The 24,679-nt window shown below is 39.0% G+C and carries 20 protein-coding genes; 12 read left to right on the forward strand and 8 right to left on the reverse strand.

All coding sequences use genetic code 11. The features are described from left to right. Window positions 1-934: 934 nt before the first annotated feature. Window positions 935-2,167, forward strand: a complete 1,233-nt coding sequence (locus tag DYY65_RS05325; RefSeq protein WP_162476946.1) for a hypothetical protein — start codon at window positions 935-937, stop codon at window positions 2,165-2,167. A gap of 359 nt (window positions 2,168-2,526) precedes the next feature. After that, window positions 2,527-2,835: a hypothetical protein gene (locus DYY65_RS12425; protein WP_236561686.1), complete on the forward strand. Its 309-nt coding sequence runs from the start codon at window positions 2,527-2,529 to the stop codon at window positions 2,833-2,835. Window positions 2,836-3,762: 927 nt separating this feature from the next. Here the strand turns inward: DYY65_RS12425 and DYY65_RS05335 are convergent. Both DYY65_RS05335 and DYY65_RS05340 read right to left on the reverse strand, forming a co-directional pair. Next, window positions 3,763-5,055 carry a S1C family serine protease gene (locus DYY65_RS05335; protein WP_201449349.1) on the reverse strand — a complete coding sequence of 431 codons (1,293 nt, stop codon included), beginning with the start codon at window positions 5,053-5,055 and terminating at the stop codon, window positions 3,763-3,765. Window positions 5,056-5,245: 190 nt separating this feature from the next. Continuing rightward, on the reverse strand, window positions 5,246-5,437 hold the full coding sequence (locus DYY65_RS05340; protein WP_162476948.1) for a hypothetical protein: 192 nt from the start codon (window positions 5,435-5,437) through the stop codon (window positions 5,246-5,248). Between the two features lie 296 nt (window positions 5,438-5,733). On the opposite strand from DYY65_RS05340, the gene DYY65_RS05345 reads away from it, so the two are divergent. Together DYY65_RS05345 and DYY65_RS05350 are read left to right on the forward strand one after the other, a co-directional pair. Then, window positions 5,734-6,543 carry an aldo/keto reductase gene (locus DYY65_RS05345; protein ID WP_162476949.1) on the forward strand — a complete coding sequence of 270 codons (810 nt, stop codon included), beginning with the start codon at window positions 5,734-5,736 and terminating at the stop codon, window positions 6,541-6,543. A 634-nt stretch (window positions 6,544-7,177) separates the two neighbouring features. After that, on the forward strand, window positions 7,178-8,497 hold the full coding sequence (locus DYY65_RS05350; RefSeq protein WP_162476950.1) for a sensor histidine kinase: 1,320 nt from the start codon (window positions 7,178-7,180) through the stop codon (window positions 8,495-8,497). 294 nt (window positions 8,498-8,791) lie between these two features. Here the strand turns inward: DYY65_RS05350 and DYY65_RS05355 are convergent, their stop codons facing one another. After that, the gene (locus DYY65_RS05355; RefSeq protein WP_162476951.1) at window positions 8,792-9,622 is read right to left on the reverse strand and encodes a serine/threonine-protein kinase; all 831 of its coding nucleotides are present in this window, start codon (window positions 9,620-9,622) and stop codon (window positions 8,792-8,794) included. A gap of 1,338 nt (window positions 9,623-10,960) precedes the next feature. Between DYY65_RS05355 and DYY65_RS05360 the strand changes: the two genes are divergently transcribed. The 4 genes from DYY65_RS05360 to DYY65_RS05375 all read left to right on the forward strand — a co-directional run bounded on the left by DYY65_RS05360 (window position 10,961) and on the right by DYY65_RS05375 (window position 15,216). Next, complete coding sequence (locus DYY65_RS05360; protein ID WP_162476952.1) at window positions 10,961-11,644, forward strand: calcium-binding protein; 684 nt, start codon at window positions 10,961-10,963, stop codon at window positions 11,642-11,644. Between the two features lie 1,064 nt (window positions 11,645-12,708). Beyond that, window positions 12,709-13,023 carry a hypothetical protein gene (locus DYY65_RS05365; RefSeq protein ID WP_162476953.1) on the forward strand — a complete coding sequence of 105 codons (315 nt, stop codon included), beginning with the start codon at window positions 12,709-12,711 and terminating at the stop codon, window positions 13,021-13,023. A gap of 788 nt (window positions 13,024-13,811) precedes the next feature. Then, window positions 13,812-14,171, forward strand: a complete 360-nt coding sequence (locus DYY65_RS05370) for a hypothetical protein (RefSeq protein ID WP_162476954.1) — start codon at window positions 13,812-13,814, stop codon at window positions 14,169-14,171. A 349-nt stretch (window positions 14,172-14,520) separates the two neighbouring features. Further along, window positions 14,521-15,216 carry a DsbA family protein gene (locus tag DYY65_RS05375; protein WP_162476955.1) on the forward strand — a complete coding sequence of 232 codons (696 nt, stop codon included), beginning with the start codon at window positions 14,521-14,523 and terminating at the stop codon, window positions 15,214-15,216. Window positions 15,217-15,497: 281 nt separating this feature from the next. Here the strand turns inward: DYY65_RS05375 and DYY65_RS05380 are convergent, their stop codons facing one another. The 3 genes from DYY65_RS05380 to DYY65_RS05390 form a co-directional block, all read right to left on the reverse strand. Beyond that, the gene (locus tag DYY65_RS05380) at window positions 15,498-15,788 is read right to left on the reverse strand and encodes a hypothetical protein (RefSeq protein ID WP_162476956.1); all 291 of its coding nucleotides are present in this window, start codon (window positions 15,786-15,788) and stop codon (window positions 15,498-15,500) included. A gap of 209 nt (window positions 15,789-15,997) precedes the next feature. Continuing rightward, on the reverse strand, window positions 15,998-16,546 hold the full coding sequence (locus tag DYY65_RS05385) for a hypothetical protein (RefSeq protein ID WP_162476957.1): 549 nt from the start codon (window positions 16,544-16,546) through the stop codon (window positions 15,998-16,000). A gap of 115 nt (window positions 16,547-16,661) precedes the next feature. Further along, a complete protein-coding gene (locus DYY65_RS05390; RefSeq protein ID WP_162476958.1) occupies window positions 16,662-17,816 on the reverse strand; it encodes a hypothetical protein in 1,155 nt (384 codons plus the stop codon). 442 nt (window positions 17,817-18,258) lie between these two features. Between DYY65_RS05390 and DYY65_RS05395 the strand changes: the two genes are divergently transcribed. Next, window positions 18,259-18,735 carry a hypothetical protein gene (locus DYY65_RS05395; RefSeq protein WP_201449351.1) on the forward strand — a complete coding sequence of 159 codons (477 nt, stop codon included), beginning with the start codon at window positions 18,259-18,261 and terminating at the stop codon, window positions 18,733-18,735. A 362-nt stretch (window positions 18,736-19,097) separates the two neighbouring features. Next, the gene (locus tag DYY65_RS05400) at window positions 19,098-19,547 is read left to right on the forward strand and encodes a hypothetical protein (protein ID WP_162476960.1); all 450 of its coding nucleotides are present in this window, start codon (window positions 19,098-19,100) and stop codon (window positions 19,545-19,547) included. A gap of 127 nt (window positions 19,548-19,674) precedes the next feature. On the opposite strand, the gene DYY65_RS05405 is transcribed toward DYY65_RS05400, so the two are convergent. Beyond that, window positions 19,675-19,854, reverse strand: coding sequence for a DUF1059 domain-containing protein (locus DYY65_RS05405; RefSeq protein ID WP_236561687.1), 180 nt, complete (start codon window positions 19,852-19,854; stop codon window positions 19,675-19,677). An 843-nt stretch (window positions 19,855-20,697) separates the two neighbouring features. Beyond that, window positions 20,698-21,960, reverse strand: a complete 1,263-nt coding sequence (locus DYY65_RS05410; RefSeq protein WP_162476961.1) for a hypothetical protein — start codon at window positions 21,958-21,960, stop codon at window positions 20,698-20,700. Window positions 21,961-22,377: 417 nt separating this feature from the next. Here DYY65_RS05410 and DYY65_RS05415 point away from each other — a divergent pair, with 417 nt between their 5' ends. Together DYY65_RS05415 and DYY65_RS05420 are read left to right on the forward strand one after the other, a co-directional pair. After that, entirely contained in the window at window positions 22,378-23,562 is a 1,185-nt protein-coding gene (locus DYY65_RS05415; RefSeq protein ID WP_162476962.1) for a hypothetical protein, read from the forward strand. A gap of 88 nt (window positions 23,563-23,650) precedes the next feature. After that, the gene (locus DYY65_RS05420) at window positions 23,651-24,172 is read left to right on the forward strand and encodes a hypothetical protein (RefSeq protein ID WP_201449352.1); all 522 of its coding nucleotides are present in this window, start codon (window positions 23,651-23,653) and stop codon (window positions 24,170-24,172) included. Window positions 24,173-24,679 lie beyond the last annotated feature (507 nt).

A 24,679-nucleotide genomic window follows, 5' to 3' on the forward strand; every position in this document is an offset into this window, starting at 1 on the left:
GCTGAACATGTATCAAGGACTACAACTAAGGATAGCATATTGTTTATAGAGAAGGAGTATACAATGAAAGCAGCACTAGAGTTTTTAGAAAATTGGATATGTCTGGCTACGTATATAGACATGAAGAAATTAACGGACAACAACATAAGCATCTGTATCTGATACAACATGATATGGGATGGGGTTAAATGGTTATACCAGTTTTTGTTTGATGAATTAAGAAAAAACAAAGCAAGAATAGAATTTGAGAAGACTGAAAATACCTTAGCTTTTACAGTTAATGAAAACTAGTTAAAGTCTAGAATACTGCGATTTTCGAAAAGCTGATTATTAAGAAATTTCATCAACTACTTAATCTCAACCCTAATTATCGAAATATAGAACTGTAAATTTGAAGAAAAGGAATGATATCAAAGTTCAGAGTCGATATCCTTTCCAAGTCTGTGAGAGATTAAATGGACTCCTGATCATCTGAATTATTCTCCTAAGCAGCTTTTCTAACCGCAACGGACAGCTTGAATTTATACACTATTCAAAAAGTATTCCATCTACCCGATTCAATCTGCACCAGTACGCTAATGCATCCGTTATCGAATCGTCCCAGAAATAGCAAACCTACTACAGCTATGCATTCAAACCTTGAATATAAATTTAAAATGGCTACCTATACCTGGTGTTATACATTGATGCTTAGTCAGTTAGTCCTGCGTATGATCAGTCCCTTAGTCATACTTCATTTCTCATTCATGCATTTTGCTAGTAAATTTAGTCTCCAATTTAACAATTCTACATGTGACGTGGGGATAGATTAGACTGATACCCATTTCTTCCTCTCCTCTCTTGATCTATGGCATGTATTAGTACAACCGTTGTCTTCTCTTTAATAATACTTGATGGGATCTAATCCGTTAGATCATCTTAGAGAAAAGCAGATATGATTCTATTCCCAAAAAATCATATTGTGTCTTCGATAAGGAGCTTTCGAGCATCGCTCACTGACCGAATTTGTGCTTATTTGCTTTTGTGTACTACAATTACAATTCTCACACTCAATTCGGTACAGACATCATCTGCTTTTGCTCTATCTCCCTCATTTTCCATTCAAGAGGTAAATACAGGGGTACATAATGGTATCCAAATAAATGGAACAACACATGCAGAGACAAAACCAAACTATAACTGGCCACAGGCGTCCTCATCTGATATACAACGAGTAACATACTTTAGCGATGGGCGAACGCTCAATGCGACGTTGTGGCTTGGAGGTGGAGTTGAAAAAAATCCCTCTCATGGAGTATCTACTGCAGTTTATGGTGAGTTGATAGATGCAGACAATAATCCCTCTACAGGAAAATATGGTGTAGATTATCAACAGGAGGTCCAGTGGAGTAACACGACGAAAAGTTGGAACAAGATATTTGTGCAATATTCCTCACCTCTGAACTTAAGGACATTAACCAAAGAACTGAACTATACCGGATTTTTTCAAAATGATGAGAAATACGTGTTGATGCCTCTTGATCTAAAATCTATAACGTCACCAGACAAGTTCAGAGTAATATATTACGCTATACTAATCTACAATGATTCTAGAATATTGCTAGACCTGACGCCATGGATTGACATCCCTCCATCGCAATATACCTTTTCAACGACTCCAAATCCTATAGTGGTAACACAAGGACAGCAAGAAGATGTCGGAGTACAGTTGCAATCAAGTAGTGGGCTACCACCAAAACTAGCTAATTTTACACCATATCAAAACTATTCGAATGTCTTGGTGAAGTTTAACCCAAACAGGTTAGACCTATCGTCATTTGGGGTCGCGCCACTTCCGCTGAAGATACAAGCCTCAAATAACGCTCAGATTGGCAAATACACAATTCCTGTTCTATTGAATTTGTCCACAGGTTCGGTCTTCCCTTCCAAATTTATCCAGCTTGCGAACCTGAATGTTTCCATCCCAACTCAAGGCTATATAAGCGGTAAAGGAAATCTATCAATATCAGTAGTACCGCCACCGAGTATTGATCAACGCATAAAAGACTTTTGGAGTGTCTACGGTTCTCTGATTTCGTTAATCGGTGCTGGATTTGCTGGGGCAGCTTCAACTTTTGTGTTTGAATATTTGAAGAATCGTAAGAGTAAGTCAGCCCCTATCCGATAGCATCTGAACAATAGTCTCGTGGACTATCCCAAACTTTCTGGCATTTTTTGAATGCGATGCATTTGATTTGTGGTGATAGATATAGGATGTATTAGTATTTGCATTTAGTTTAGGAATGAATGAATGAATGAATGAAATCAATGAATGAATGGGCAGAAGTACAAATGCAATGCAATATATGCCATAAGAATTATAAACAAATGAAAAATATCATGAGGCTTTTATTAATAAGCAGAACCAGATACCTGGCTTCAATTTCAATGATATTTGTCTTGATACTATCTCTTATTGTTTTAAGCATTAGTCCGCTGCATTTGGCATATGGATCTTCTTTTTCGGTAGAACCAGAGAAATTAGCTATGACACAAGCAAAAGATTGCTGTGCCCCAGTACTTTTGGTTCCCCTCTTTGCCTCAGGAAGTAATGTTTACATGGCTTGGACAAATAATGATACAGGTCATTGGAATGTGTTCTTTGCAAAAAGTATCGATGGTGGAAATTCTTTTAAGACAATGATTATAAGCAGTCCAAATAAAGGGAGTACAGTAAATCAAAATACAGAAATTTACTCTTCAGGCACAAATGTCTATGTGACTTGGTGGACAAATAAAACCGGGACGCTAATGCCGGTATTCGCTAATGCCGGTATTCAGAGCCAGCAACGATAATGGTGGAACGTTTGGGAAGATAATTACACTAAACAGTACATTGAGTGTGGCCCCGAGTCGATAAGAAAGACATAATCATCTTATACCGCGAAATGTTAGAATACAAATCGCAACTCTTCTATCCAATTTGCCAGTGCTCAAGCATCATTTAGGAAGCTGGAAGTCATCTCAAAAATTGAAGTGCGAATTTCACGCAGTTGTACTAGAGTGCCAATTTTGTCAGAATATAAACAGGATCAACGCAAAGGTACCATTTTATGACGCTTGTGCTCCCTATTCAGAATAGAAGTTTATACGATGTTTTAAGCAGATCTTGACATCGTCAACTTCTACTCCAATTCGTGAATATCGACGTATATAACTGATTTCCCCTTCTTAAAATTGCTTTCTGCCTCACATGTCCACTTTGCTCCATTTAGGTTAGTCAACTTCAGAGATTGAGTCCACATTTCACCCACCCCTTATCTCGATGATATCTTTAGTAGTCGAGGGTACAGCTGTCCCGCTACCGATTGAAACTATCATGTCACCCCTTTCGGCCATTTGTATGAATTTACCATTCCAACTGGAAGTGCCATCCTGATTCGATATTTTCTCTAGTGTGGAGAACTGAGTTTCACTATTTACCGGTTACAGTGCCCTCTTCATTGATTTCTAACTTTACTGAGTTATTTGTGATCTCTCGTATTCGATTAAGCGCAACCTTCGATTTAATTGTCAAGCTGTGACGCCTAGATTGGCGTGACTTTTTGTACTCACACTATTTTATATTTTTAAGGCTGTTCGTCCAGAGGATAAAATCCTAAAGTATCAAAATTGGGCGTAGAAGCCCAATAGGTAAGATAGCTGCCAAAGTCTAAACCAACCACAGACAGCTGCAAGGCTCCTATCTTGTTTGCTGAAACTGCTGAAAGCAGCGCTATGAAATTATGGATACGGCGCCGGCATCATAGGAGGGCGCGGGTGTGGATAAGGTTTGGGTACTGAAGATGGAGGACTGGGGGTAGGCATTAAAGGGGTCAGTTGAGGCCTTGCCGTGAGTACTGCATTGAGAATGATTTTATGTCCGTGTCTATATACAGTTAAAGTAATATTATCGCCAACAACCTTGTGTTGGTCAATATAAGAAGCTAAATCATCTATTCCTGAAAGTTTGTGTCCATCCACAGCAGTTATTATATCGCCTACATGTTTCTTTGAGTACTGGTCTATAGTACTTCCGTTCAATCCAGCCTTATCCGCCGGGCCGCCCTTTGTGATTGTATCAACGTATATTCCACTAAGGTTTGCTGGTAGGCCTGTGTTATTCTCTATCAGGTCTGCTGTGACTGGACCACCCCTAATCCCAATATAAGGGTGGACATAGTAGCCCCTCGAAATTAAAACAGGAACGATTTTTGATATGGCATTTGATGGAATTGCAAAACCTATCCCCGAGAAGGTCCCAGTTTCAGTTAAACCAGCGGTATTCATTCCTATTACCTGTCCTCTGGCATTTAACAATGGACCACCAGAGTTGCCAGGATTGATTGGTGCATCAGTTTGGATTACATTAGGTAACGAAAACCCTCCGCCAGCAGTGGCTGGTATTAATCTCCCTATACCACTAATAATCCCTGTTGTCATTGTATCGCTTAGCCCAAATGGATTACCAATAGCAATAGCTTGATCTCCAACTTCTACACTGGAAGAATTCCCAATAGCAAGTGGTTTGAGAATAGATGAAATCTGTTCTTGTTGGTGTGTATTATTTTCTGAGATTTGTAAAACGGCTACGTCACCATAAGGATCCGTTCCGACTACCTTTGCAGTATATCTATTACCATTTGGAAATGTAACATCAACAATGTTCGCATCTTCTACTACATGAGCATTTGTAACGATGTGTCCTACCCTATCATATATGAATCCAGAACCTAACGCGGTGGCGTTCGGTGTTTGAGGACTAAAAGCATTTGGTACTCCTTGTGGTATTTGACTTGTTATTTGCACCACCGAATTCTCTACCTGCTTGAATAGGTGATTAAGTGATGATGGAGTAACTGTAAGACGATTATCGTTTTTGGAAAGGGTTATATTGACGTCGCCTATTTGGTGCAGGATCAGCTGTGTTCGTTCTTGTGCCGATACCGACCAGGTGCTACCTAATAGTATTAAGAACGATATTGAAATTGAAAGCCGAACCGCAATGGACATTTTGTATAGGCGCAATTTTGTCATTGTAATGACCTATTTGTATGCTCTTATAAGGGTTCTTCAACTATTAGGCCCCACCAAACAGAAGATTGAGGGTCGATTAGATAGGTAATTATAATCTATTAGTCGCGGTTGCCTGATCTAGTGGTTCACGAGTGCACTTAACACACTAGACCCAAAAAAAAGGAGAATTGCTAACCTGTTGATCTATTAGTTAAGATGTCTTGATGAGCTTACGAAAATGATCTGCGTTTTTTGCTATCTCTTCATTCCAACTTTGTTCGGTATACCCATGGACTTCTAGTCCTTTTTTTGCATTTTGTAATAACTCTTCCTCGGTTTCGCCGTACATTGTATGTGTGCAGACCGGGTCGCCAGCATCTTTACAGTTTAGGCTTAAAGTCATCAGTAAATGATGTTACTAGACTAAAAATTAAGTCTTACTAATATTATAATGAACTAGATACTTAATAGACAGAAGCGACATGGCCTCCCAATATGTCACATTCCCAAGCTGTAAGATTTCACGGTTTCGTAGCCCATAAAATTTATATCAACAATTATATCCAAATCATAATGTCGAACCTTCTAAAACAAGACAATGTGTGATTGATTTAGTGCCTAGTTTGCTGGGGTATAATACCATACAATTTTATGAAACATGTATTGGCTAATACTGGGACAAGGCATTTGCAATTAAACATGGAATCAAAGGCAAGACTCAACAATGGAGTTGAGATCCCATTACTTGGCTTAGGCGTATACCAAACTCCACCAGGCAATGTAACGGAACATGTTGTCAGCTACGCATTAAAAATTGGATATCGCCATATTGATACTGCTTCTCTTTATGGTAATGAATCAGATGTGGGAAAGGCTATTCATCAAAGTGGGCTACGAAGGGACGAAGTTTTCATTACTACAAAGGTCTGGAACAGCGACCAAGGATACTCCAATACAATACAAGCCTGTGAAAAGAGCCTTAGACGACTCGGACTGGCCTACGTTGATTTATATTTGATCCATTGGCCTGTGCAGGGTCTAGGAGACGAGACATGGAAGGCTATGACTAAGATTTTGCGGGAAAACAAAGTTAGGGCTATTGGAGTGAGTAATTATGAAATTCATGATATAGAAGATCTTTTGCGAGCCTCAAATGGTGTTACCTTACCAGCAGTAGACCAAGTTGAATTCCATCCTTTCTTATACAGAACACAATTATCGAAGTACTGCAAAGAAAAGAAGATTCAGCTCGAAGCATATAGTCCGTTGACAAGGGCAAAGAGGCTCAATCATGGTACTCTTGTAAAGATTGCCAAAAAATATGAAAAAACTCCTGCTCAGATACTGATTCGGTGGGGCTTACAGCATTATTTGGTGGTGATCCCAAAATCCACTCACCAAGATCGTATTATGGAAAATTGCAAAGTATTTGACTTTCAGCTTGAGCAAGGCGATATGCTATTGTTAGATTCCTTGAATGAGAACTTGCAAACAGTATTTTTGGATTAGTATTGGCATCATGGCACAATAAATAAATGAATTAATCTGGAATCATTTTATGTTATTCTATCCAGATAGAAGTTTAATAGGGCGTAACAGATAACTGATTCTACAATTTCAGTATTAGCCAGCAGGTTGTTCACTCATCAAATTTTTCATATTAAAATCGAATATGAATACAGGGTTCATTATACTAGGTACGTATTACCTTTCGATAATTTTTAANNNTCTCTGAACGATTAGTATAGTAAGCTAAAATATTGAGTATAACTCTTTGTAATCAAATGGATAATCACTTTACAGGTTCTTATACGCTCAAATTAAGGTCACTTTCGTTTTTTGGTAGGAGTATCAGTCGGCCTATTTGTAGTCTTCATTATATTCGGTCAGTATATCAAGCAGCAGTAACAATACAACTTTCTCCTTAGCTAAACCGTTCCAATCTTGCTTTACTGAGAAGTATTTGGGGCAGTGTATGACTAGAAGTAGAAAGGTATAAAAAATGCCATTAACCATTCACCATTTATGCAGGGAGTATCGTTCGACTTAACTTTAGAACATTAAAGATATGAGGTAGTTCTTGGTTTGACAACTTTAAGAAGGATGACTGCTTCCAAACAGAATGATCTGACTAGATAAAGCTATGTCCTCTGAAGTTCTTGAAGACTCAACAAAGACATTAAAATTATTCATAAGATTGATGACGTCAGCGAAGTTTGAGGTACTTCTAATATTGCCTACCATTAATGCGTTCAAGCGTGAGTATAGAATTGGGGCATTCCATCTTCTTGTCGACTTGACATCAAAATCGAAAAGTGCTGATAGTCAGGAATTGTCGTCTAGGAGGATAGGAAGATTTGACCACGGTAAAGGCGGCGTAACCTGCAGAATTCTAACTCCAACCAATGATGAAATTGAGCAAATAATAATGGAGTTACGAAGATATAATCAAGCACGATCTGCTCAACAAAATCAACAAACCACTTTACTTAACGATAGAAACGAAAATCATAACAAGCATGGTCTTCAAATTAGACATTTAGATTCGCCCCCTAGATTGAATGTTACGACTGTAACTATTCTAGTCGTTGACAGAAGTTCATCTTTGGTAATTGAGAAGATCGATGACTCTAAGATGGAGTTTGTAGAAGCAGCAGGCTTGGCAACGTACTCGACAAGTGAGCCAACTGTCATTTCTTATGCTTCCATTTTTGAGAACTTTTGGAATCAGGCTGAGCTACATGAACAGCTAAAACTCCATGACAAAATGCAAAAGGAGTTTATCAACATAGCAAGCCACGAGCTGAAAACCCCTGTTCAATCAATCTTAGGATATTCAGAGCTCCTCCTGGAGCACCCTGAAAATTTCCAGAAGTTAGCAGAAGGTGTACGAAGAAATGCCCTTAGACTTGAGAAGCTCACTAATAATATTTTGGATGTTTCAAGAATTGATAGCAACAGACTAAAGCTTAGGAAGGAGGTATTAAATATCAATGAAAAGATAGCAAATGTTGTAAAGGATCTCTCACTGAACACTGAAATAAAGATAAACATCATAGAGCCCTCAGTTAATCCGATCGTAGTAGAAGCAGATAAGGTAAGAATGTATCAAGTGCTATCAAATCTATTGATCAATGCGATTAAATTCAGTCGTATTCGTCGGAATGAAATACCTAACGGCGGACATAAGGCGGGGAATGATATTACTATATACACTGAGGTAAGGACATCTCCTCGACATGAAGTAGTCATTGCTGTCAAGGATAGAGGTACAGGAATTACATCCCATATTCAGGATAAATTATTTTCAAAATTCGCGAGCAAGTCTGAAGAAGGTATGGGGTTAGGGTTATTCATTTCTAGAGGTATAGTAGAAGCACACAATGGCAAAATATGGGCTGAAAACAATCGAGACGGTGGTGGGGCTACGTTTGCCTTTTCATTGCCCCTAGATAGTACCTAATAGACCTCGCAGTTCCGATTGGGTCTATCGTGTATCATTTTATTGTTTACGGTCGATAGCTATGAGAGTCCATTAGCCAAATTCACTTAATTTATTATTGCAAACCGTAATTCAAGCACTAGAATCTGAATTGAAGGATGCTAATGAAACCGCAAAATCTTCTAATAGTTAATCTCCGTAATAGCAACATAGCGTCTTCAAAGGTTTCGAATTCTGCTATCTATAACTAGATCGTATACAAAAGCAGTTCCAAGAATCTAGAATGTGGCGGTTATGTTTAGAACTGGACTCTGCTCATGCATAGTTGTCTGGCAGGGTTTCAATTTCACTGCTTAAATCCCAGATTGATTGCTGCCGATTTTCAGGTTTGATATCGATCATCTTCAAAATACATTGATCAAGTTTCTGGGAGATAGTCTTATGAAATTTTGATGGGGGTGGTACTAGTTCTCTATTCATTTTATTGTCATATGTTGGGGGTCTTTTACGGGTCATCATTTCATAAAATATTATTCCCAAGGAAAAAATATCAGTGCGCGAGTTAATATTTCCCAATCCAAACCATTGTTCTGGTGAACAATATCCAGGAGTCCCGCCAATATCTCCTCCAGCTGCCGCTGTTAATGCCAGAGATTCTCTATTGATGTCTTTTCCGAGTCCCCAATCTGTAACTTTTATCTCAGCTCTATTGCGATCAGTATACATAATATTATCTGGCTTCAGGTCCCTATGGTAGATATCTGAGCTATGAGCTTGCGCCAAAGCATTACATATGGGCAAGATGACCCGATTGATGGTCCATTTCCGTTCAAAAACATACTTGTCATTGCTATCAAATCTCTCATCCATGTGTTGCCTGAGAGAACCTCCGGCTAAATATTCCATTATGTAATAAGGTGAAAAATTAGGGGGCTCACCCCCTAAGTTCCATTGTAATATTTTGACAATGTTGGGATGACTTAGCTCAGAGAGTATCTTAATTTCTCTCTCAAATCGATCCCTGTTAATCGAATCCAAATTTTTGAGCTCTTTTAAAGCGTATCTCCTTTTATCCCGCTCACCCTCTATCTCGAATACCGTTCCAAAGGCGCCTGAATTAATGGGTCGAATAATATTATACTTCATTTGGATATTTTACTAACAGCTTAGTAGATGGTTCGATATCATTTATAAGCTAACGCTATCAGAAACCAACTTTTGGTAGCGCAAGTTAATCTGTTCTTCTTATATTGAGCACCAGGGAGAACGTTTAGAATCGATAATATGGTAGGTTCTAAAAGGAATTTATCTGTATACTCACGATCAGCAAGTATATTTGGATAAGCTAAACACAGCTGGTTGTTAGCCTGATCAAATAAGCAACTTTATTCCATTGGGCAACAAGTAACGCTGACATTCTACCTCGTGTCGTTAGTACGCTCTGTAATAAAATATTCATTGCGCATGCTTTACATTGGATATTAACCAAACAAGAAATTCTGTTAGGAGCCTACATCGGTTTCCTTAATGACTCTGCCAGCTACTCTTTGTGATGAATTGAAGTTGACTTGGCGATTTTTAATGTAGTAAAAATAACGGTGCTTTATAATCTCCAGTGCACGTTGGGGATAAGTTATAAGGAAAACTACAGGATTAACAAATGAGTTAATTTTTTAGCAAAAATGAATTCAATATCCAATGTAGCGTTTGTAAAGCGCAAGTTGATTGCATAAGACATTCTTTTGCAAGACGTTAAAAAACGTGAAGCTTAAGCTCAATTTGCAAAGACTTACCTGCAGGCCTGATTTTTATAATTAAACAGCTTCTGAATTTGGACCCAACACACTTGTCTTAGAACCTGGGCATAGAAAATGACGTTGCTAAGATGATAAACCATGCTGCCAAAAGACGTTTAGATATCATCGCTTAAGTATTCTTAAAGGCCGACCTTTGCTAACATAATGCAGGCTTAATCCAGATAATGACAATCAAAGAGGAAATGGTTCGTAATACATTAAAATTCATTAAATTTTGTAGCCAGATATTGAAAGCTTGACAATCTGTTTAGCAGTCGTGATTTCTAAAATTCTTTGTTCTAGTAATAATTCTATTTATATAGTACACCTTATAGGTGGGTCTCATCATAATCCCGCGAGAAAATCGCTTTCAAAGAGATACTTGAGCCTTATCATGAGGCTCTGGGAGGGATTTATTCGAGCTAGAATAGCCATAATTAATTTGCTATTTAATCGTCCACTTGAGATATGGCCTATACACGGACATTCCTTAATTCATCGATCATTTAACAACAATTGTCAAGCGAATCTCTATTTAGACAGTTAATGTGGCGCATCGAGTATATTTCCCATGATAGTCCTAATTTCAAATTGTTAGAGATTCCGCAGTTGCAAGCTATGGATTGATAAATAGCTAGCAATAATCTTAAGTACTGATTGTATGCATAATGGTTCTAGAGAATATAAGTTGCCAAGATCTATTATAAATGGCATTGGATCAGCCTCATTGGTCCTTCTGATGGCTTGTTGGCTGCTTTCTCCTACGGGCCCTGCCAACGCCTCACATCGATTACATATATCCAGCAATCTTTTTACACCTCCAAATCAAATGCAGACCGTCCCTCGGGGACAGGCAATACCTAGTGGTCTTAATCCTCCCAAGAATCTCATAGTGGGACCTGATTGTACTCAACAGTGTCCACCACTAATTGGTACTCAAAAAGATGATATCATAATAGCCACATCAGTCACTGACGCAACCATATATGGCCTTGGTGGAAACGACTTTCTACAATGTGGAGTGGGTGCTTGTAAGGCATTTGCTGGACCTGGAGATAATGTCCTTGTAGCTGGTCTTCTGGATACTGATAACAGCAAGCTGTATGGTGGCTCTGGAAATAATATCTTCATAGGTGGGACAGGTAACGCGCTTATGGTGGGCGGCACAGGGAATGATCAATTCTTCGCTGGAACTGGTCATGATGTAATGATTGGAGGAGGCGGAGCTAACTACTTTGACTGCGGGTTAAGTGGTAGCGGTATAATTCTTGACTTCAATCCGGGACATGGTGACACAAAGGCATCAAATTGCAAGTTCGTGATAATGGCAAATTCCAACACAAACACCAAGCCTAATTCGTTACTACAGTAATCAAGAGACCCAGTCGATTGTCAAATTGCGTGATTTTGGAGTAACTCCCTCTCCTTTCTCTGTAGCCCTATCTATTGCACGATCCAAATTGCCTAGACATTAGGCAAGATGTATTTGAAAAGCATTTGTAGTGCTCAAGGCATAGTACCATCACCTACCACGAATTCAGTCTGTCATTTTTTCCTTTATTCTAGTAGCTATTAGATACCCTTTGGTAAGTGCGCAAACCTTAACTCAGCCTGGCCGTGCATAATATATCGTTGGAATGTAAGCCAACTTAGCCAACTTGGTATAGTTTCAAATGCTGCACGGCCTTAAATGCTGTATAAAGTTGCTGGGCAAAGACAATATTCACTGGTATTTTCATTATTTGTGAGTAATAATACTGTCAAACACTAGCGCTTATGGGAGTCGTATAGACTACTTCGCCTGGATTTATGCCTTCTAATATTTCTCACAACAGTACGCTTCGGTTTTTCGCTCAATTGCTGACTGCTATTATGTATCAGCATTATTGACAGATTTTAGATACCGATTCGGCATACAAGAACACGTCATCCAGAGATTCTAGAAAACCAACAGTTTGACAAAGATAGATTAAGGAATTACATTACAAATAGTAAAAAGTATCAAATAAAATAGCAAACCCATTTAGAAATCATAATACTGATCCCTTTAAATAGGAATTTGTGCATGGGCTACTAAGTCGCCGTGCTCAACAAGCTACATCCAGGTCCAGTCATTTGTCATGCGTGTTCCTGATGTCTCTCCGGCTTGCATGCCGGCGACATCGAAAATATAACATTATAATAAAATACCCTCCGGACTTGTGACTGTGTAATAATCGTAGATTGAACATCATGACGACCAGATTGAATGAGTGCCAAACGCACAAGGCAGAGAGTACCTGAAATAATGGACTTCCTTAATTGAACAAGTCTGCAATCCATAGGTCCGATAGGAATTGTATTTAGCTGCAATTGTGACCTTAGACTTTGGCTCCCCACCCTCCCTGCCGACTAGGTTCTTTTTGGTATTAATAGAACACCCATTTAATGCAGTTGATGGCTGATAGAAGTGAAATAAACCAAGCACTAATGGCACAAGCCTTTATTTTGCAATCCATAGAAAACGAAAGATCTGCAGAGGCGTATAGAATCTTATCTGAGAAAGCGGAAAAATTCTACGGCGTCAAATCAAAAGATTTTGATTATTCTTCAGAGAAGGCAACAGAATACCTAGAAGACATTGTGTTATTCAGACATATTGCAAGGGCTAACCAACAATTACCGGATGATCTTAGAAAAGCTGGTGTTGGTGACTCCGCTAGCTTACTAAGACTTTTGAACCATTTGTATGACAATGAAGAGTCAGGTTAATTTTTTTATCTATATCTGACTTTCTTACCCATATGCTTAGTCCATAACTTTTTCATAAATGTATACTGGAATTTCAAGGATGTGCAATGAACCTATTTCTATCTAAAATATGTATGCATGGTTAAAAGGAAATGCTAGCGGCACATCGGAATTATGGACTCATCTGTCTACATAGAACACGCTATGCTACCTTGCAACCTGCTACTAGATTATCATTCATTGAAAATTCCAATTGGCTTGTTAATCGAAGCTGTGCTGTCCCTTAACTGCGACACCACACGGTTAAACGCCATTAATTGAACCCCACTATTGTATATCATTGGAAGTGAGCTCAATCATGCCAAATCTCTAGTCCATTGAATCAGGTTCAACCAAAATTTAGATGAAGTCAGACTGAGTTAGGGCAATCGACAAGGCCAGGGTAATCTTTACTGTCACCCTAAGTACTTGCAGGTGGACATCACAGGCACCACAATAACCACAACAGAAATAGCATAAACGTCAACTAGCAGGTTAACCAGTAGAATGTGTGTGACGGATCATCTGACGAAAACTCTGTCTGAACGAGAGCACCAATAGTGCCGGAATCAGCCGCTAAATGGGTAAATAAGAAATTTAATAATAAAAGACAAAACTTATTTTTTATTCGAATGATATTTGAGAGTATAAGTACGATCTGTAAGTACTATTTCAACCTTCAAAAACATATTAATTATTTATGCTATAATTATAGCAGCTGCGCCGAAGTATTCCAAATATATCATAGAATGTTTTCCTAAGCGAGAATAATGAATCAAAAGGTATTAGCGATAGCATCAGTAGTAGCAGTGGCAGTACTAGCTATAACAGCTGTTGGATTCGCAATTCCACAACCGGTCTTCGCAGGTAGCTATGGATACCATCATCACCACGACCACCATAAGAACAATAACAATAGGAATAACTTAAGAGTAGATCAGCAAGTCAATCAACAAAACAGCTGCACAGGCGAGCAATCTAACGATGAAGCGCTACGACCAAATGCTGAATTAGGCAACAGCTCTAGTTCTGATATTGCTAGCAACGGTGTCCCTAGCGGTGGCAACATTGTTAGTGGCTCTTCTCTCTGCATCAACGCTGGAGATAACTCAGCCTCAGTACATAGGTAAACAAGTTCGGTTGTAACTAGTAACCAGACTCTTATTTTTTCAAACAAAAGTTGAGAGCGGATCTGAAAGAATATTATTATCCAACCAAGAAAGTTAAATTTGAGCCTGGATCTGAGAGGTTGATGTTGTAAATTCAAATATTATATAACGGATTTATCATCAAGCTCACTAGATACTTAGTCAAAGCAGATTCATTCCTTGTGAGATATACTTTTATGAGGTATTTTGGCCCCGGTAGATACAAGGTTAATGAAAGGAAGAAAAGATAAGGAAACGGATCGAAATAAAAAGCATAATAAAACTAGGAGTAAAAAAAGGCCTAGCTGTATCGGTAATCGCTATCTTGGGTTTGGCTATTATCTTCTTACCTTCTGGTATTTTACACAACACAAGTACAGGACTAAGTCGTAATGGGATTGGCAATAGCAATAACAACGGGAATGGTGTGGACCAGATGGGTAGGGCATACCTTATTAAACAAATTTCAAACCCAGCATACGCAAGTGCCCCTGCACTAGGTAGCAATAAAGCAAAAATTACAATCGTTGAATTTGGCGACTATAGGTGTCACTTTTGCGCTAGATTTTATAGATATACTAGCGGAAGCATAATCCAAAACTTTGTAGACACAGGAAAAGTACGATTCCTCTTTAAGGATTTCATTGTCAATGATAAACCAGGAGATACTACGTCGATGCTAGCCGCGGTAGCGTCTTATTGCGCTGCAGACCAAGGAAAATATTGGCAATATCATAATGAAGTTTACAACAATTCAAAAGGAGAAGATGTAGCCTGGGTAACCCCTGGTGTACTGAAACAGTTTGCGAACGGTGTGAAGATTACCGATATCAACAAGTTTTCAACATGCCTTGATTCCCATACGCATACAAATGTCGTACAGCAGAACAATAACCTGGCAGGGAATATCGGGTTGCAGGCGACCCCTAGCTTTATTTTGCTGTCAACTTCCAAATCACAGCCAGGACCTTACTTGATTGAAGGAGCATTTCAACAAGCAATTGAAAAGCTAGAGTCGTCTGTGTAAAAAAAATTTTGACGAGAAGAGCGTTACCATGGTTAGATGGGTTAACATCAGCTAATGTATAGAGTATTTCTAAAACTAGTCCACACTGTAGAAATATCTAGATATGTAAATTAACTGTTAATTTATCGAATGACAAGCGCAAGGCTGATGGACATTGAGTCATCATCTGATTAATTAGGGGATCATTAAAGATCGGCTGAGATTTACATGCTCAGAACAACATTATCCAAATTAGAATATCAAAAATTGATAGATGGAGCTACTTTTCAGGATATGACAAATCATCCGTTTGCTCCATTCGTATTATTACCATTCAAGCCATTGCTACTGGTGCCGTTAGAGCCTTGTGAGTTAGAGCCATCTTGACCATTAGCGATACCGCCATTTGCACCATTGGCATCAAGACCGTGTCCATCGTTACTCAAGTTCACGACATTTCCATTAATATCATGGATTCCTAAAATAGACATAGGCAATTGTTTGTAAGATAGCGCCTCTGTAGATGTGGCTAGTAACGTAATAGCTGCCACAGCGTATATCGCACCAGATGACAATGCAAAACTGTGGTTCACAAAGAATCAATTTCCTTGCACGATATATTTGAATTACTCCGCTACAACACGTAAGAATTTAGAATAGATTGGAAGTATATGCAAACACTGAAAAATATCTCATAAAATTCGAGTATATTATTATACTTGTAAGATAGAACATATGCCTAGTTTTAATCTTCGTATCTGAAAATGCTGCCTCTCACTGGTCAACGAAATACCTGCCCAAATCATTTTAAAATGTAGTTTCCACGCTTTTTCTTCAATAAAGCCAATATCACTACCATTACTGTTGCTGGGAATCCAACACCTAATAGGATTGCCTCGAATAAAAGATCTGGAGAGGGAGCTGGTGCCGATACTAAGACGTCAAATGATGCCAATGCAAGCCCGAATGAGCTTCTCTTCAAGTTGACTAAAATCTGATTGTGTCCGTTATAAGGAAAAGAGTATTTCAATGAGAAATCACCATTTGATACTGGTATGTTCAAGAATTTTGAAGCTCTTTGGAAATCATTTACTATTACTATGTTTGCTTGAAGGTTGTTTATTTTCTCGCCGGTGGTGAGGTTTCTAACACTAAAGTTTAGAACGCTAGGTAAGTCGGCTGTGAGTTTCTGGGGATTGTGAGAAAACAGTATCCCGAAATCACGTTCCTTGTCTGTCCATTGCTGCACCAATGGCACAGACAACTGAGCATAGAGAGTGGAAATAAGGCCAGGGCTTCCAACCCAAAGCAAAACTATCGCAGATATAAAAGTCAAAATATTATTGGGCATTCTATTATGTCTGCCATATATGATGCAAACCTGTTTGAAAAGTCTTGGCCTTAGAGTCTTAATTGAAGCTATGCAACCTAGTGACAGTGCTTGTAACGAACTAGATTCTCTAGAGTCACTTGACCCATGCTTGGCTTTGGGGAGAGGGTTCTGCCTCTTGGCTTTGCGATCTATTCTTTTGGTAGTAGAATAGAAGAAATGAACTCAATGAACCAATCACTGCGCCAGGAATTATCGCGATAAACGCGGCAGTAGGCAGAGTAATCAAAAAGTACGGGATTGTATTTGCAACTAAATCGGTAACGAGCTGGTGAGAAGGAAGAAGAAAATGTGAAAGTGTTAAATTAAACCATGGAAAATCAATTAGATAAAACGCAGAGCCAATGATTGCCCCACTGAATAGTACTTTTGAAGGGAGTTTTTTGACTAGCGTTGATGTATTGAGTATAAAATCAGAAAATATAACTGCAGAATATGATAGTAAAACATACCAGAGAAATAATGGCGAGTCCTTGTAAGAAGGAACAATTCCCGCAAATAGATTCATGCCTATCAGCACTATAGCCACAGCACTTGAAAACCCAAATTTATTGTTCCCACCAATACTTTTTGACGCGATAAGAAACATTATCGAGCTTACGAGGGGGATTCCAATTATTGCTATCATTGATTCTGCTATCGGATTCAAATTGAAGTTAAAGTGTTGGCCATGCGATAGTGGTAACGAAAAGATATGAATGCACCATATTGTAGTATACCATAAAGAAGCAAAAGCGGGGATCAACGCGGCTCTGACTAAAAGTTTCTTCTTTTTTGAAGTAACTTCACTCTCGATCTTTGAAAGCCCGATTACTACAGCGATAGAATTAATGAGCAATCCTGTTGCAAGGGTAAGGTGTGTAGGACTTAATAGGCCATCGATGCCGAACTGTTGATGCCACAAAAAATCTGCAGGGCCAGCCACAACCGCAATCGCAGACCCTATAATAAATAACTTAAGAGCTTTGGCAATAGGTTTACTGCGGAGCTCTTTGTTTAGCAAAAGTATAATTCCACACAATGCAGAGGTTATTGCTATTAGGCCCACTCCAGTGTAGAGTAGTGCATGAGAGGGAGTGAAAAATGATTCTGGTCTCTGTAATAAATGAGAGGTGACGTCCCAGGCAGTCCCGCCAATTTGCAAAAAAGAGCCCAAAGTTGCTATTAACAGCGCGCATAGAAACACATCCGCCGTTCGAATACTAAGAATGTGATAACGCTGATGCTGCATTTTCCTCAATAAATGATGTATAAAGCACCATAATAAACATAATGAAGGAATGGCATTTAGTGATAAATTTTGCTCATTAAACTGCCAGTGTGGTTCATGAGAAGGTATGGAATATGATAAATTATAGCAATCAGACGACACAAAAAGGCTGTAATACCTGATCAAAATTAGTAAAGGAGATTTTACTGACTTCTCTATCCTTTTTACTAGTTACCAGGACATTAAAATAGACATCCGTGACATGCAAGGTAACTCGCTATAACGGCTGTGCTGGATGGGGGATGATCGTGAAAATGCGAATAATTCTGGTATTCACTTTTAGACCAACCGTGTAAAGTTGATGGATTAGTTTCAAGAAAAAATTACAACTTTCGGATATTTTTTGTACGTTTCTCCCACTATGAATTTATATTCACTTCCGTATTTCAATAGGAGATCAAGCATGCCTGTGTCTAAGCTATCAATCCTTGATGCGATTTCGGATAAGGGCGCATCTAATATTTTTAAAAGTATCGCTTCGCTGGATTCAAACAGTGAAATTCTTATTACCAAATTGAACCTTACACGGAAGCAATATTATTCAAGAATGTCTGTATTATTGAAGGCTGGCCTCGTAAAGAGGTACAAGGGCAGATATTTTCTTACTGCTTTCGGCAAAGTAATATACGATGCTCGTGTGACCTTAGAAGCAAAAATTGACGACGCAATAAGCAACTATTGGAAACTCAAGGCAATCGATTCGCTTGAAATGCCGTCTGGAGATGAGACAGATAAGGTAATTTCAGTACTAATTGATAATGAAGAAATCAGGAGCGTACTTATGAAACAAATGCTATCTAGTTCGCCCGACATATCAGAAGCAGCAAATCAAAATGACCCAATCAAAAAATCATTGGTAACAGTCCCAAATAGGCGTTAAGATAAAAGAATCAGCCATTATAAGCGAGGTTCTAAGTCCAGCTTCCTTCAAGATTTGATTTGTACTGTTCTGCTTTAATCTAGGATGGGTTTTGTACTTTAATTTTCCTATTTTGCTGTTAAGAAAGCACGGCTGACAGACGATGTTCCAGTCTATCGGCTAGTCCATAATTCTACAAATAATAAATTAGTTAGATATGAGGAGAGTAGGCTGGTTTGCACGTAATCGACCTAAGTCACATGTGAGGTCAAACAATGGCGCAAAAGGGAAAAATGGAGTTGAAGCTCTAGACGTGGGATTTCTACCTGTATTTATCCAGATATCAATTAATAGCATTGGCCCAACTTAAAGAGGGTTTGATTTTGGATTCTGAAAAGGAAGACCGTGTAGAGCGTGAAAAAGTTGGTTCCGTCAGGACTCAGAATTTGACCATGATGGCAGACGTCATAAAAACAATGTCAGACGAAAAATCTCTTTTGATTTTCAACACCATTTACCTCGCCGGAGGAGACGAAAGTGAGACTATCCGGGACGGGTTGAAGCTTACGAGAAAGCAATACTATTCACGGATATCTCGGTTGCAAAAGACTGGCTTGGTAAAACGACAAAAGGGCAGATACTTTCTTACTGCATTTGGCAAAGTCATCTACGACTCCCAAAGGCTACTGGGCACAGCCATTAAGAACTATTGGAAATTAAGGGCAATCGATTCTCTTTGGTTTGACGAGAACGAGGTCCCGAAAGAAGAACGCAAGAAAATAATTAATGAACTGCTTGGAAATCAGCAACTAAAAGATATCTTGTTGAAGTAAAAATTAGATCGCGGATCTGTTGGGATAAACTATCTTCTCTCAAAATAGGAATAATAACAATGTTGGACTGTAACATTTGTGACTTCGGAGTCACCTTGCTATTGCAAAACCTCGAAGTGAGCAGACGTTAAATTGCATAAATGTTGTCTCTAATTTTTGCTTTCATCTCTGAAGTCATTTCGTTAGGTTTGATAGCATGATTCTCCCATGCGTGTTTTAGGGCATTCTTGGTTAACTCTTCCTCTGTCTCTCCTTCGATTATGTAATCGCAGTCCAGACCTATGCTCCTACACGTCATCCGTTTCATATTATACTATTACTTTAAAGATATTATAAATGATAGTGTTGAATAGGTTTGAAACATTATAAACTAAAAGGCTAAATCGTGCTCCAGCAAGCTTTCTAATCTGATTGTATACGTAAGTCTATAAGACTATTTTTTTGGCATTCATTTGCTTCTTTGATAATCATCCTTCTTTGAGGTATGGAGGCGGAGACTCCTATTTTATTGGCAATTACCTTTGAAACCTTGTCCCTTTCTTCTGTCGATTGAAGGGTAGCAGGCGATGCTTAACCAAATTACTATCAAAAATCATTACGTAAGGACCCAACTGACTTCAGGAAGTGTTGAACAAAGGAGAGCAGTTTCGTCCGCAGCCGGGTTGTTACAATACGCGTTTACTCATCCGGTATTTTTAAAATTTTGCAAACAATTGCGAAGGTGAATTGGGTGTTTATACTATAAATGAGTTCTGATACGTCTCTGAACAGGAACATAATCTCTTACCTGAACACTGGAAATTGATTATACTAGCTTAGAATCTATTAGAACAATTATCGGCTTTTTCATTCAACCAAGCAGGAATTGCTATTTTGGATAAGGTATCATGATAAGAAAATGATGTAATGCCTAGCTAGCTAGACACCAATCTTAGTCATCTCCTGATTACAAAGCATCTCAGCCCCATTCCTTCTTCTTCTTTCTTATTCTTCAGATGATACGTCGTAGTTAGTAAGCAGCATAACAAAACCAACTGCAGACTACAATTGGTCCCTGATGCACATACTTAATCGCTAGATGTGGTCTGGAATAAGACCGTCTCGTTACAAACAGCAATTGCACTTCTATTCTTAGACAAAATTGTAATCCCTACTTTACAGGGATTAGTAATCCATTGATTCCTCTTTTCTCCAACCTCATGAGGTAAAGTATCCCAATTATTAATATCACTTCCAGTGACTTGTCTAATATACCAGCGACATCGACCGCCTCAGGTCTGTTTATCGGGGAGAGAGGAGGCGGCATGGCAACGGAATAAATGTACAGACCTAAAAGGACTGAGCTGCCAACGAGTCCAACGAGATTGAGTATTACACTGTTTTTATAATATTCCTTGGCTGCCTTTATGCTACGTAATGATTCAGCATCTGTAGTGAGTGTCATGAGTACGTATACTATACCATACAGGAATTGTGCTCCGGCGGCTGCAAGCAGGAAAATGCTATACTCGATTCTAAGAGAACCATGTTCAGAATAGACCGCAAGATGGACCATACCAGCGCCGATTGCAAACATCATGACAAAATACTTGATCAAGACTTCTCTGCCAATCCTTGGCCCGGCATTGTCTGGTGTACCACTTATTTCCTTTTCTCTCTTTTTGCGATTCTTGTAGGTGATGGCTGCAACAGATCCAAACGCAGCAAGACCTCCTATAATACCCGCAAAGATTGCCCCATAGTAGATATCTCCAAAAGTCTTTGTGATTGAAGCGCTGAATACACCTCTATCACAATCACAATTAAGGTTCCCTTCTAGAATAGTTCTCGGGGGATCCACACCTACATGGCTGCCTCCGTTATCATTAGCGATACTAAGAACAATGTCGTAATTGCCAATTTGAGGAAAGGTATAGAAGAGAGAAAAATCGCCAACATCTTGTTTGGTCCAAGGAAACGCCTTTACTCGCTGGCCTGTACTCTCTTGGTATATCTCCACCATCGTATAAATATTGTATACATCATTACCATTGTAATCCTGAACACTAAATGTTATCTGCGTGGGCTCTTGGGGTGGTGTAAACTCGGGATCTAGCGCATCATATACATAGTATTTTCCAACTGCCGCGCCAAATCCATTATAATGAGGCAGATGTGTCAAGTGTGCGGATGCCCTTGTAATAAGGGAAATATTGTTATAATTGCCAGTACTAGTCAGAAATAAACATATAAATAGTAATATTACAAGGCCGCAAACGTTGACGAACCTGAGATAAGACAATTTTAACCTCAAACTAGCTCCATTTACACTTACACCAATATAATCGATAATAGCGATAATAGTTACTATGTAAAGGCAAAAAGTGGTGCGGTTGCAATGAGTGTATGTACCCATTCCATTGGAAATAGGCATCTAATTTGAAGATTTTAATCCTCCATGTTATTGAAGTTTAAAATTATTAACCCTGAAGAACATACTTCTATTCAATCGATTAGCTTGTCTAACTGCAGCGAGAAATCATGTTAGTCTGGATCTCGAATTTATCCATTCGTTTACAGAACCCGGAGTTAAATTCCATGAAAACGATTTTTATGTTATTCCTTGTAAGCCACGCAGTTTGGCCTATTTCCTTCAGAAATGGCATCCTTTACTTCCAGGTCTAAGAAAGGATGTGTGATTGTTCCAAAGAAAAGCAAGATCGAGTATTCAATCTATCGTCTGATCGTTTCCATCTGCTCTTTGTCCAAGTATTTATGATAATAGAAATGGAAATTTGTTCTATGTCAAGTATTCACTTTATTTTTATCCTTTAAGATTTTCTTACCCAGTATGGAACTTAGGTTAACGCTTAACCGATCGTATATTTTAGCTGGTATGGTAGTACTAGCCATACTATTTACGCCGATTACTATATCTATGTCATATGCTCAAACGTCTGTTACTTCCTTAACGCATGATAGTCCCCCAAGCCAAGGTAGAGAACATATTGTAAAGATTACATCGCCAAGTAAAGGTCAACAAGTAATTATTGGCAGTGACTTGACCATATCAGGTACATCTAGTGATAACACAACTAAGGATTGTTATGTTTCTGTAATCGTCAATGGTATTAAACCTTATCACAATGCTACCGGTAATGCTACCGGAGGTGAGAAAGATTTCTCAAAATGGAGCTTTCTCCTCACACCTGCCTATACTAGCATTAAACAGGGACAAAATAAAATTACTGCCAGATTTTTGTGTACCAAAGATCCTAATCTTGTTACACATAGCAGTGTTAATGTAACTGGAGTGCCTTCCTCGGCGCATAAATCTGCAAGCCCTGGCAAGCAACAAGCGGCGAACGTCTCAGCAACTGCGCTCCTAAAGAATGCCTCAATTGGATCTTCAACCCTCGTGAATGCTTCCACTGGTCAGCCCGCTACGTACGCTAGTGGTAGTCATAGTAATAATGCCACTAACAATACTGGTACTGAAACAAGCAGCAACCTTAGTAGCGGAAGTGGAATTGGGACTGGGATCGGGAATGAGTCTGAAAGTAGTAACACTGGAGACAAGATAATGTCATTGTCAGTACATTTTTCCAAAAAATCAGTACAGCCTGGTGATGAACAGACAGTGTCGGTTAAGGTAACCAATGCAAATTCGAGTTCCGCTATATCGGGGGCAACTGTTCTTGGAAGTATTACAGACCCATCAGGAGGGTCATTTAAGAAGCTCGAAGGGACTACTGACAGTACAGGAAAGTCATCCTATTCTTGGACAGTAGGCCAGAACGAAGCAACTGGAAAGTACAAAACGGTGCTGGACGTATCAGCTCCAGGATATGAGAATACCACAGCATCAAAAACCTTTGTAGTCTTCCCTGCAGCTTCGAACACTAATAGTGAGACCACAAATTTCCCGACCCTCTCGACAGGTGACCGCCATTCAAACTCGCCTTCGACTATTATACCAATCCCTCACATTCGAATTCCATTTATCAAAATACCATTTCACCTTCCGTTCCATTAAGTGTTCAATCATCAAGCAGAAAAGTAAAGATATGCAGCTCTTGCCGGTTCTAATATTACTAGAGTTACCTCATCATATACCGAAGGGTATGTTTCAAATTCTACGTGCTTGTTCTCTAGAGCTAATCGCAATTCATACTTACACAAGCTGGAGGTTAAACCTTAACAATATCACTTATAATAGCGGAACGCATAATTTAGCTATGAGTAAGGACAGCGGCGGCTCAATTAAAAATAGACCTACCTATACTTTTAAGTCAAATCCTGAGCTGATTGCCGAGTTAATAAAGAGTTTGGCAAGAAGTATAAAAGAAGGCTCATCAAAAATGACTAGGACGGTACAAATTCTTCATAAGAGTGGAGCAATAGGCGATTTGAGTCTAGCAGTTCGCGAGGCATCATTTGCTGCTCGTGACACAGCTAGGGAAATTCGGGATACAGCCAGAGATCTTAAAGAAGGCAGTGTTGTAGGTGATACCGCGAGAGCCATCCAAGAGACAACAGCAGCAGCTACTATCACAGTAGATACAGTCATGTCTATTGCCTCCGAGACCTTTAGACCGTATCCAAAAGTGATCATGACAAGGCTTCCTGAATGGACCGCATCATAACGTAGAGCATCCGTTATCTTTGTACGAGTGAAGATTTGTTTAAATGGAGTAGCTCGAAGCCGACTCCAATTTATTTCTGACTCTCTAATTTTAAGTTCATATTCGCGATTAACATCCAAGTTAACTAATGTGTGTTCTGTGCCATCGCCGCTTTCAGTGTAGTAAAACCCGGTTCGCAACTCTCACGAACTCTTGGGATATGACGACTTGAGTTTTTTCATAATCCTATCTAAATTCAGCCTCGTGTAACAGGTTTATCCATAGATTACTAGTCTTTTCAAGGTCTGAGGGGAACATTTATCATTTTATAACCAAAGGGTACAATTAAGGACAGCTTCTTCCCAACGCCAAAGCAATGATCGCTAGGTGAAGAAGCAAACCTTACAAAGACAACAGATGCAATTGTCTTCTCCTGGGAAAGATATTCTTATGGGATGGTTTGTCATGCTATATTTAATATTATATCAAAGAATAATGGATTGTGTCGAATACTTCCATGAGCTTTAA

It is taken from the genome of Nitrososphaera sp. AFS, from assembly GCF_009898475.1.
GTDB lineage: Archaea > Thermoproteota > Nitrososphaeria > Nitrososphaerales > Nitrososphaeraceae > Nitrosopolaris.